The following is a 10,000-nucleotide window of genomic DNA, read 5'->3' on the forward strand; positions in this document are numbered from 1 at the left end:
AACAGCTAAGTGCTTGCCAAGGTAGTGTCTAGCCTGAAGACTGGCGGCACTCTGCGGGCTGTTTGATTTTGTAATCAGACAGGCGATAGCCTTGCGGCGACTGCTTTAAGTGATAAACGACACCATAGTCTTGTTCTGTGATCTGTGGGCCCGGCAGATGACTTAGTAGTTGAATCAATTCAGCTGTAGTGTTGCTGTGGCCTACCACCAGCACACTGTTATCCTGTTGCAGTATTTTCGCTGCAATAGCGGGCAGATCCGCGGCGTTATAGGGTTGAAGTGGCGCTTGCTGATGCGTTAACGCAATCTGTTGGGCTGTTTGTTCAGTACGCTGATACCCACTGTGATAAATCACCGACAGCGGAGAAAAAATCAGAGCGGCCATAGCTTGAGCCTGGGCTACACCACACAGGCTTAATGCTGGATCTTTTGTAGCGGATGGCTGCTTTTCTGCATGTCGCACCAGATATATGTCTGTTGGCGCTGCGTAAGAAGACCAAGCCGTAACACCCAGTAGAATGATGCTGGTTAGAACAGATATTTTTTCTCTCACTGGTTAACCCCTTTTTTCCCGCAGCTTCGTCTAATGAAAAAACCAGTGGAGAATGCCAGATGAATACTACAGATACCAGCACAGACCGTCAGAAATTAATGACAGCAGCTTTGCCTGCTTTTGTGATTACCTTTTTATTATTCGCTTTGATGCAGCAATTGATTGCAACTGGAACCGTATTGATCCAGCCTGTGGTTATTAGCGTCGACAATGAAGTGCCGGAACCCAGAAAAGACAGTCAGCCAGCTCATATAGTGCGGGTTTTGCCGCTGCCCGACAAGCCTGTAATACGGCCTGAATTTTCTAGAGCCGATGATGGAGGTAACACAGGACCTTTGTTTGAGTTATCTGTGGACCCGGTGCTATCTGCTCCGGATTTAGGCACTGCAGGAAATTTTAGTGTGCAGGATAAAACAGCAACGGCAATAGTTCGGATTGATCCCAGGTATCCGCCAGAGGCTGCTAAAAACGGTATCGAAGGCTGGGTAAAATTGAGTTTTACCATAGAAGCCAGTGGCGCTGTAACAGAGGTACAAGTGCTGGATTCAGAACCAAAACGGATTTTTGACCGTGAGGCCATTAAAGCTCTTAAAGCCTGGAAGTATCAGCCCCAAATAAGAGATGGCAAGGCGGTGGCACAAACAGGCATGCAGGTTCAGCTGGATTTTAGTTTGGATAAAGCCTGACGATAAAAGACTTAAGCTGCGATTGGTTTGACTGAAATAGAGGAGCAAAGGATGCTGTTATCCTGGTTCAGCAAAGGTGATCCCGAATCGGAGTCTGATCCGCTGTCACTGATGCAAAGTTATATTCAGACCGACAACCCGGCTTTTCTGGCCCGGTTGATCCAGTGTTATGGTAATGATTTATATCACTTTTTATTAAAACAGACGGAGCCGGTATTAGCTGCTGATCTTAGCCAGCAAACCTGGTTAAGGGTAATGGAACAAAAGCAACAATTTGCCGGACAGAGTAGCGTTAAAACCTGGGTATTTGCGATAGGCCGGAATCTTTTACTGGATGAGTTTCGCAAACAAAAGCGCTGGTTGTATGAAGTTGAGCAAGAGATTGCCACAGAACAGGGCAGTCCCGCTTTAGTACTGGAGCAGCAACAAAATGAATTGCAACTACAGCAGTTATTGGCGCTGTTACCTTTGGTTCAACGGGAGGCGTTATTGCTGCAACTGGAAGGATTCAGTCTGCAGCAAATAGCCCAGATCACAGCAACAGAAGCTGAAACTGTTAAAAGCAGATTACGTTATGCGCGCCAGACTTTGGCAAAACAGCGTGGAGAAGATGATGAGTAAGCTGGATCAAAAACTACAGCAGCTATATCAGCAAAGTAAAACTGAACACCCTATGCCTGAGTCGTTAAAACAACAGCTGTTGCAGTTAACATCAAAACCCAACACCATGCGCTGGACAACCTATTGGCCTGTAGTGCAGGGGGTAGCTGCCAGTGCAGCCTTGATCTGGCTGGCACAACAACTTTGGTGGCAGCCAGCTTATTATCAAATCCAGCTGCAAACCGACAACTCCTATCATCAAGTACAGCTGCATAGCCTGAGCGACACAGAGGCGCCAGCACAACAAAGTGCCTATCAGCAGCGTTATCGGCACTATCAGCAAGCCCGTCAGCAATTGGAGCAAACTAATAGCCTGATCGGACAGCTGCGTTTTCATGATCATCAATGGCAAATTGCAGTCTGTGATCAATTGCTGGTAAAAATTGACCAGCTACTGGCAGAGGAGTTACAACAGGATCAGCCTTGGCTGGAAGGCCAGTGGGTTGAGTTAAAAACCGGCCAGCAAGGCCAAATTCTGGCGGTGTACTCCCGACAACAAGCCTTGCAGTGTGATGGTTAAAAAGAAAGGTTCACGGCAAGCGTTTTATTTTTTACACTAAGCTGAATTTTGCTCTGGATTATGCCTAGTGGACCCTGTGTTAACTTTTTTGACGTCTTATCCTGAGGCTGTGTTGACTCAAGTGCAGTCTCTTATTGCCCAGGGCCGTCTTGCTGAAGTGTTGGCAAAGCGTTATCCGCAGATGTCGCATGATATTCAAAATGATAAAAGCCTCTATCAGTTTACTCAGGAGTTGAAACAACGTTTTGTTAAATCCAGTCCTCCGGTCAGTAAAGTCTGTTTTGACGCTAAAATTCATTTGGATAACAGTCTGGGCTTGCATAGTTTTGTCAGCAGAGTTCAGGGGGGAAAACTAAAGGCGAAACAGGAAATTCGAATTTCTGCTTTGTTTAAACAATTGCCTTTGGCTTTGCTAAAGATGGTTGTAGTGCATGAATTAGCCCATTTGCGCGAAAAAGATCACAACAAAGCCTTTTATCAATTGTGTCAGCATATGGAACCCCAGTATCATCAGTTAGAATTCGACTTACGCCTGTTTTTAACATTGAGACAGCTGGAAGGAAAAGCCTTATGAGCTCTGGTGATGCAGTCTTTGTTTATGGTTTGTTGACCTTGCCTGACGTGGTTTACGCCATTACAGGGAAAAACTATGCGATGCAACAAGCCAGCCTTGCTGATTACAAAAGCTATGGGCTAAACCAGCAGCCCGGTGACACGCCTGTGCCCGCTTTAGCGCCTTGTGCAGGGCATCTGCAACAAGGACAGTTATTGCTGGATGTGGCTGCAGCCGAACTTGATAAAATCGACTTTTTCGAAGAACTGGATTCCGGGTTGTATTTGCGCCACAAGGTGAGGGTACAGTCTTCAGGACAATGGCTGGATGCCTGGTGCTACCTGGCTGGCCCAGCTTTGTTGCCTTACCTGGAAGGAGACTGGTCTGTACAGCAAGTTAGTGCAGCGCATAAAGAAGATTTAATTACCCGGCTGATACCGTCTATGTTAACTACTTATCATAACTTACATGCCGATAACGGCACTATAACAAAGGCAGCCCCTTTGTCTGAGGACTAACAGATTGAAATTAATCCAATTACTGGTGGGCGCATTCCTCGTCCTTTCCCCCCAGTTACTGGCGGCCGATGTTGATGAACTGGCTACCAATTTTGACTGGCATTTTCGCCAGACGTTAAAAAAGAACAATATTCCGGGCGCTGCTTACGCTATTGTCAAAGACAACAGAGTGGTCAAAGTTGGGGCTTATGGTGTGCGCTCTGTTGGCACTAAATCTAAAATTGATGCCTACACTGTGTTCCGCCTGGCGTCTGTTTCCAAGACTTTTGCCGGTCAGCTGTCTTCATTGTTGGTGCATCAGGGTCGCTTTCAGTGGAGCGATCCTGTAACCCGTTATGTGCCTGCTTTTTCATTTAAAAGCCCGCGTCATACCGGAGCTCTGAGAGTAGAGCACCTGCTGTCACAAAGCGCAGGTCTTGTGCCTAACACTTATGACGATTTAATTGAGGCCAATCAGACACCAGCTCAAATTTTGCCTAAGTTTCGTTATTTAAACCCACGTTGTGCGCCCGGCAAATGCTATGGCTATCAAAACGTATTATTTAGCTTGATCCGCCCTGTGATGGAAAAAACTACAGGTAGCAGCTACGAAAGCCTGATGGAGCAAAAGCTGTTTAAGCCGTTAAAAATGCCAACAGCTTCTGTTGGTTATTCGGCATTTCTAGCTTCTAAAAACCGTGCTATGCCTCATGTCCGGGTGAAAAGAGGCTGGGCTGAAACCAAAGTAAATCCAAGTTATTACCGTGTCAGCCCTGCTGCGGGTGTGAATGCCAGCGTGATGGATATGAGTCAGTGGCTGATGGCGCAGTTAGGTCAATACCCTGCAGTGCTGAGCCCGGCCATGTTGCAGGATGTGCGCACTAAAAGGGTTAAAGTTGCAGATGATTTAGGTGGCCGCACCTGGGGACAATATGTCACTACATCGCACTATGGCTTAGGCTTACGTATTTTTAATTTTGGTGGTCATGAAATCTATTATCACGGTGGCTGGGTCAAAGGTTATCGTACAGAGATGGCGTACTCTAAAGAAAAAGGCGTAGGCTTTGTTGTGCTGATCAATGCTGAAACTAATCTCGTGGGTGACTTATCGACCTGGTTCTGGTCAAATTTGCTGGCTGTAAAACCCGCTAAAAAGAAACGTCTTGCTGCGCAAATGCAGGAGGAATGGGAGCTGGAGATGGACACAGAAGAACAATGGCAAGTGCCTATGTTAGCGGAATAAGGCTGAACCACACAAAGGACTGTATTATTGGTATATACTCGTTTTGGTACAATCTAAGTGGTCTGCAGAAAAGGATAGATGCCTGAAATGTCGATGGGAACAGTAAGTCAGTCTTCATACAGTAAAACCGTAAAAACTATCCTTAGCAAAATCCATGATGCCACTGCATTAAACGATTCAGTTTATGAAGTGGCTACTGACTATTTTCGTCATGCCAAACAGCAAGATGAAAAACTGCACCAATTGCAGTTACAAGTGCAGAAGTTCGATAAAAAGCCAGAGTTGTCTTCAGCTGAACAAAAACAGCTGGCTGAGGCTCAGTCCGCATTAAAACTTTATATCCGTATGCTGGATGATAGCCGGGTTGAGCGCTATCGAAGTCTAAAAGCTGTATGTATGTCAGTACTGCAACTGACAGAAGGAGACAGCTTCGAAGAAACAGTGCAAATGTCGTCTAAGTTTCTCGGGACCATTCAACTTTTGGCTCCCAGCAATGGCAGATATGTAGCCTCTGTGAATCAAAAATTCAAACACTTGTATAAAGGCATTTTAAGTCTGCGTTTGCTGGACCGTTTATTGCTGGATAACGAGCTAAATAACAACTACGTGCAGGCCAAGGTACGTGCAGCCAGAGACATGCTGGACAATTCCAATGCAGCATATAAAGCCGATTATTCACCTTTTCGTGACGATGTGCAGTTGCCCTTGCTGATGGCGGCCATCTTGCAGGATATAGGCACTTATCATCCTGATGCTTTGGCTATCCTCAAAGGTACTGATGGCGACTTGGACGAGTTCAGAGTGCTCGATGACGAAAACCGGGTTGCACTGTTAAAAATTAATTATCAGGAAACTCTGAATTACGTCATCAAAGGACTGGCTTGTGATCGTTATATTGGTAATTCCAAAGAAGAGCGTGAACTCTTTAACCAAAACGAGCAGGACAAACTGAACTTTGTCTATACCTTGCTTAAAAATGCAATTAAGCCTGAAGGTGGTGTAGGTAACCTGCTGAAAATTCCACAAATTTATACTTCGGTCGTCTTGTCGACTAAATTAAACCACAGTTATGAGTCTTTACCTAAAGCTGTGCTGGTGCTGCAAAGTGGTGTGGAACGGGGTTACTATCACAAAGCGGCTGTTGAGGCCTTGATCAAAATTACCGGTTTGTTTCCGCAGGGCTATGGCGTCACTTATATTCCTAAAGACTCAGATAAACGTGATTTGGACAGGTATGAATATGCGCTGGTCGTGTCTTTGTATCCGCCAGCCACAGATATGCCGATATGTCGGGTTGTTACCCGCGGTATGGCTTTTAGTAATACCGGTACTAATGTGGTGGTCAGCGTAGACAATAATTTGTATTTCCCGACGGCCCGTAAAAAACTTGAGAAAATGAGTGAAGAACGGCTGTTAGAGATCCTAAGTAAACTAGTGTCCAATTTTGAAGAACGTAAAAACATGGAATTAATCCCTAAGTGCTGGTTTCCGGACGAGTATTTCTCGTACAGTAAAAATCAGAATTTATGGAACAGAGTCACCACTATTCAGAACTGAGCCATACCTAAACAGGGCTGTCTTGCGGGCTGACCCTACTGTATAAAAAAAGCCCGGCTGGTTAGCCGGGCGAAAAATAGCGGTTCAGGGAGATGAATAAAACCGCTTGCGCTAGAACTCTTCACTTAAGACAGATGCAATAGCCTTACAACACTGAACATGATCAGCATGGTATGACCAGATGGACCACAGCTTTTGCTATAGGTTCAGAACTTAGCTATGGAAACCATTTAAAAACAGTAGAACAAGAGCTGATGCAACGAAGTGCGGCACTGCTGTTGCCGGCGATGGGATTTCTGCTTAGAAACTGAATTCTGCTGAAATTGCTGCATCCATCTTTTGTTGATTGTGGTCAGCATAAAGATGGATACAACCTAAAGATAACGTTTTAATTCAATTGACTCTATCGCTTTATTTGATGCAAGCCTGAGGCGCATCGTCAGGACTGCAGCATCACACAACAATATACCGGATTGTAGTAACCGTCTGTGACTTTGTATTCGCGATAGCCTTTGGAATAGGCGATAGCAAGCCAGTACCTTTGTTGCTTTAAATTGATACGCTCGCAGACCGCTTGCTGCCGGGCTGAGCCAATTAACTCTTCGGACAAGGGAAGGATCTCGTCAACAGCCCAGAGTTTCGTGTTACTGGATGACAAAACTCTGCCTTTTTCATCGATAAAACAGGCTGAAAAATCGGCCTTCACTTCGCCCTGCTCATTTTTGGGCAAAATATCCGACAACATTGCACTAAATTGTGGCGCGCTATCAAAGACTAAGGCTATACCTCCGCTGGCTTTTTCTGCGCTGCCACTGAATACAGGCGCATGGTAAATGTAGGTAGATTGCTGCTGATACAAAGCGCTGGGCGCAAAGGAGCTGACCGCATACTGGTCTGCAGCGCTTAATAACAGGCAGTCTGCAGAGCCGCTGTTTACTGGCATTTGTTGCTGGGGTTCGGCTTCGGATCGTGCACTGCACAAAATACGCTGAGCGTTATCGTAGAGGTGAACATTGGAATAAACCGTATATAAATCATTTATATAGGCAAGTTCTGCCGCTGCAATCTGTCGATTTTCCTGGGTAGGATTTTGCAAGAGCAACTGGAATTTTTTATTGTGTGCCCACCAACGGCAGTCGTTCGCTCTTTCATACAGGTTCCTGTCCATAATATCCAGAGCCTGCCGCGCTAACATCACCAGTTCTTCCAACTGACTGTGCAGCACCGTATTAGCCAGTTCTTCCACTGAATGTGAAAACACCTGATGGATTTCTTTACCTATACCACGGATAGCATCCAGCACAGGAACAAACTCTACAGCGTCGTTACGGGCCGCTGAAATTACCCCATTTAATACAATCAGACTGAGTTCGTCGTTGACCTGCAACGAAGAACGATGGATATGAAACAGTTCAGGAAACAACTTATGATCATCCATGCTCATCGCTTGTTGGGCGGTTTTGGTCTGCGCCGATAAGCTCTTTAATGGTGTCCAAATCTGGGTTTGCCAGGCCGGGCCAAAGTATCCCTGATAGCCTTGAGTTTGAGCATAACTGAGCAGATAATCACAGTTTTCTACTTTTCTGAGTCCTAATTGCTGTTGTCGCCCCGAGGTACGTTGCGGTGGCAGCTTCTCCGGATCGGAACTAAACACAGTCTGACCATCTTCGGCCTGCAGCAGCAAAAGGCTTTGGCTATGCTCGGGTAGTAAGTTTCTGAAAATAGTCGTTATTTCGTCATCAAACTTAAAGCAAAGGCACAATACACCAAAGGCTGTTCCCTGGTCTGACACTACAGCCTGGGCATATATCAGGCTCTGTTTTTGCTGAGGCTGCAGATCAGAATAACGGAACGTTTCGCTGAATTGCTGTGGATGTTGCAGGCAGTGCTGTACTAAAGGGTCCTGACTCAAGTCTTGGCTTTGCGACTGGTCCAGCCTGAGCAGGATCTGGCCTTCAGGACTCAGTACTATCACATCCTGATACACCGAATAGTAGCTGACATAGGCCGCTAAATGCTGTTGCAATGCCGCTGCGGCTTCTGCATCAGGATTTGCTAAAAAGCCGCGAATTTGTGAGTCTGTGGCTAAGAAGCCTATATCCGCTGTACGTTCAAATAAGTTACGGATCAGTATATCTATGGCGATCTGGCTGCAGGCCTGGTCTGTTAACAAGGTTTTTTTAGTTTGTTCCAGCAGCAGATTGTCTATCAGTATTTGCTGCAATTCGGTAAAACGTTTTTTGGTCTGATCCATGTTGTCCAGTATGGTAGAACCAAGACGTAAACTATTGATTTTGCCTATTAAACTGACCTTGCTCCACCAATTGTCCAGTTCAGTTAACTTTTGTTCGTAGTGTAAAACGCCACTCATATGGGGCTTTAAGTAATTTTTATGATGTTCGAAAAAAAACTGCATCTACAACCAACACCTGAGCTATTGCCCTCCAATGGATCCATGCAATTTAATGCAAAGGCTTTGCCAGTCTGTCCGCCGTTTGTCTCAACGATTTTTTCGATACAAGTCTAGATAAAAATTCAGAGTGATCTGGGGAGAGCTTGCTGCAAAGCTCTGTTTCTGTTCTGGTTTAAATTTCCAGGCTAAGGGGGTCATTTCCAGCAAATTTAACAGCATCTGATCTGGTAACTCTGTGAGCTGCAATTTAAGTTGTTGGCGTTGTTGATGCTCAAAGCCTTTGATGGCTTCGATCTGATCACTGTGCAGACGCACAGAACTGTATACCTGCTGCTTAATTTCCAGCAAATGCTCTGGTGCTGGTGTGACTGTCAGTAGCAGAGCATCCGCTTTTAGCACCCTGGCCAGTTCTTCTGGTTCGCAAGGCGCACAAAGTTTAAGTGCAGCATCAAAGCTTTGCTCTGCAAAAGGTAAATGCCAGGCGCTGGCAACACAAAACCGCAGGGCAGGGTAGCTTTTGGCTGCTTTTTTAATGGCTGTTTTGGCAATATCCACGCCGTAGATCTGCAGGTTCTTGTCTGTCAGGGCCTGAAACAATCTATTGCTGTAATAACCTTCACCACAGCCCAGATCGAGCAAAGTTGCATTTTGTGGTAGCACTGCAGCAAAACACTGATTCACCGCATCAGACAAAGGCTGATAATAGCCCGCATTTAAAAAATCACGACGACTTTGCATCATCAGTGCTGAATCACCTGGCACTTTGGAGTTTTTTTGCTGCACTGGCAGTAAATGCAAATAGCCCTCTTTCGCCAGATCAAAGCTATGATTGGATCCGCAAACAAAGCTGTTATTTTGTTGTGTCAGGCTCTGCTGGCATAGCGGGCAAAGGTACATAGAAGCTTCTCCGGTTGAATTTAACCTGTACTCGGGATCATGAGTGTCGGCTTATTCCGATTTCGGTTAATTTAGTTGCAGCAGGTCCCAGCGGGTACCGTATAAGTCTTCAAATACAGCCACAGTACCATAAGTTTCTTGCCGTGGTGTTTCGAGGAACTTGACTCCTTGCTGTTGCATCAGGCGGTGATCACGCCAGAAATCATCTGTATGCAAAAACAGAAAAACCCTGCCGCCACATTGATTGCCGATCTGCAGTTTTTGCTGCTCATTGCTTGCCTTGGCCAACAAAATTGCGGTTTCAAGTGCACCTTTGGGCCTGACGACGACCCAACGTTTTTCACCTTGTGGACTGTCTTCCAGTAAGTCGAAACCAAGCTTTTGGGTATAAAAGGCTATAGCTTCATCATAGTCAGCCACT

12 protein-coding genes are annotated in these 10,000 nt (G+C 45.7%); 8 read left to right on the forward strand and 4 right to left on the reverse strand.

The window, feature by feature from the left end:
• Window positions 1-28: 28 nt before the first annotated feature.
• Window positions 29-553 (reverse strand): histidine phosphatase family protein, encoded by a 525-nt coding sequence (locus LDL40_RS00130; RefSeq protein ID WP_300992429.1) that lies wholly within the window; start codon window positions 551-553, stop codon window positions 29-31.
• A 59-nt stretch (window positions 554-612) separates the two neighbouring features.
• Between LDL40_RS00130 and LDL40_RS00135 the strand changes: the two genes are divergently transcribed.
• The 8 genes from LDL40_RS00135 (at window position 613) to LDL40_RS00170 (ending at window position 6,580) form a co-directional block, all read left to right on the forward strand.
• Window positions 613-1,239 (forward strand): energy transducer TonB, encoded by a 627-nt coding sequence (locus tag LDL40_RS00135; protein WP_300992431.1) that lies wholly within the window; start codon window positions 613-615, stop codon window positions 1,237-1,239.
• A gap of 51 nt (window positions 1,240-1,290) precedes the next feature.
• The gene (locus LDL40_RS00140; RefSeq protein WP_300992433.1) at window positions 1,291-1,860 is read left to right on the forward strand and encodes a sigma-70 family RNA polymerase sigma factor; all 570 of its coding nucleotides are present in this window, start codon (window positions 1,291-1,293) and stop codon (window positions 1,858-1,860) included.
• Window positions 1,853-2,419, forward strand: a complete 567-nt coding sequence (locus LDL40_RS00145; RefSeq protein ID WP_300992435.1) for a hypothetical protein — start codon at window positions 1,853-1,855, stop codon at window positions 2,417-2,419. The genes LDL40_RS00140 and LDL40_RS00145 overlap by 8 nt, the downstream gene beginning before the upstream one ends.
• A 76-nt stretch (window positions 2,420-2,495) precedes the next feature.
• Window positions 2,496-2,993, forward strand: a complete 498-nt coding sequence (locus LDL40_RS00150; protein ID WP_300992437.1) for a M48 family metallopeptidase — start codon at window positions 2,496-2,498, stop codon at window positions 2,991-2,993.
• Complete coding sequence (locus LDL40_RS00155; RefSeq protein ID WP_300992439.1) at window positions 2,990-3,490, forward strand: gamma-glutamylcyclotransferase family protein; 501 nt, start codon at window positions 2,990-2,992, stop codon at window positions 3,488-3,490. The genes LDL40_RS00150 and LDL40_RS00155 overlap by 4 nt, the downstream gene beginning before the upstream one ends.
• A gap of 4 nt (window positions 3,491-3,494) precedes the next feature.
• Window positions 3,495-4,712 carry a serine hydrolase gene (locus tag LDL40_RS00160; protein ID WP_300992441.1) on the forward strand — a complete coding sequence of 406 codons (1,218 nt, stop codon included), beginning with the start codon at window positions 3,495-3,497 and terminating at the stop codon, window positions 4,710-4,712.
• An 87-nt stretch (window positions 4,713-4,799) separates the two neighbouring features.
• Window positions 4,800-6,269, forward strand: a complete 1,470-nt coding sequence (locus LDL40_RS00165) for a hypothetical protein (protein ID WP_300992443.1) — start codon at window positions 4,800-4,802, stop codon at window positions 6,267-6,269.
• 173 nt (window positions 6,270-6,442) lie between these two features.
• Complete coding sequence (locus LDL40_RS00170) at window positions 6,443-6,580, forward strand: hypothetical protein (RefSeq protein ID WP_300992445.1); 138 nt, start codon at window positions 6,443-6,445, stop codon at window positions 6,578-6,580.
• A 128-nt stretch (window positions 6,581-6,708) separates the two neighbouring features.
• On the opposite strand, the gene LDL40_RS00175 is transcribed toward LDL40_RS00170, so the two are convergent.
• The 3 genes from LDL40_RS00175 to LDL40_RS00185 all read right to left on the reverse strand — a co-directional run bounded on the left by LDL40_RS00175 (window position 6,709) and on the right by LDL40_RS00185 (window position 9,999).
• Window positions 6,709-8,685, reverse strand: coding sequence for a hypothetical protein (locus tag LDL40_RS00175; protein ID WP_300992447.1), 1,977 nt, complete (start codon window positions 8,683-8,685; stop codon window positions 6,709-6,711).
• 84 nt (window positions 8,686-8,769) lie between these two features.
• Window positions 8,770-9,579 (reverse strand): 23S rRNA (guanine(745)-N(1))-methyltransferase, encoded by an 810-nt coding sequence (gene rlmA, locus LDL40_RS00180; RefSeq protein WP_300992449.1) that lies wholly within the window; start codon window positions 9,577-9,579, stop codon window positions 8,770-8,772.
• 66 nt (window positions 9,580-9,645) lie between these two features.
• On the reverse strand, window positions 9,646-9,999 hold the full coding sequence (locus LDL40_RS00185; RefSeq protein WP_300992451.1) for a VOC family protein: 354 nt from the start codon (window positions 9,997-9,999) through the stop codon (window positions 9,646-9,648).
• Between the last annotated feature and the right edge of the window lies 1 nt (window position 10,000).

The organism is Rheinheimera sp. (genome assembly GCF_020217005.1).
In the GTDB taxonomy this organism is placed as follows: Bacteria; Pseudomonadota; Gammaproteobacteria; order Enterobacterales; family Alteromonadaceae; genus Pararheinheimera.

Bases quoted from the DNA above. Each gene is read 5' to 3' on its own strand.
- LDL40_RS00135 (WP_300992431.1), top strand. From the start codon at position 613: ATGAATACTACAGATACCAGCACAGACCGTCAGAAATTAATGACAGCA.
- LDL40_RS00140 (WP_300992433.1), top strand. From the start codon at position 1,291: ATGCTGTTATCCTGGTTCAGCAAAGGTGATCCCGAATCGGAGTCTGAT.
- LDL40_RS00145 (WP_300992435.1), top strand. From the start codon at position 1,853: ATGAGTAAGCTGGATCAAAAACTACAGCAGCTATATCAGCAAAGTAAA.
- LDL40_RS00155 (WP_300992439.1), top strand. From the start codon at position 2,990: ATGAGCTCTGGTGATGCAGTCTTTGTTTATGGTTTGTTGACCTTGCCT.
- LDL40_RS00165 (WP_300992443.1), top strand. From the start codon at position 4,800: ATGTCGATGGGAACAGTAAGTCAGTCTTCATACAGTAAAACCGTAAAA.
- LDL40_RS00170 (WP_300992445.1), top strand. From the start codon at position 6,443: ATGACCAGATGGACCACAGCTTTTGCTATAGGTTCAGAACTTAGCTAT.
- LDL40_RS00175 (WP_300992447.1), bottom strand. From the start codon at position 8,685: ATGCAGTTTTTTTTCGAACATCATAAAAATTACTTAAAGCCCCATATG.
- rlmA (WP_300992449.1), bottom strand. From the start codon at position 9,579: ATGTACCTTTGCCCGCTATGCCAGCAGAGCCTGACACAACAAAATAAC.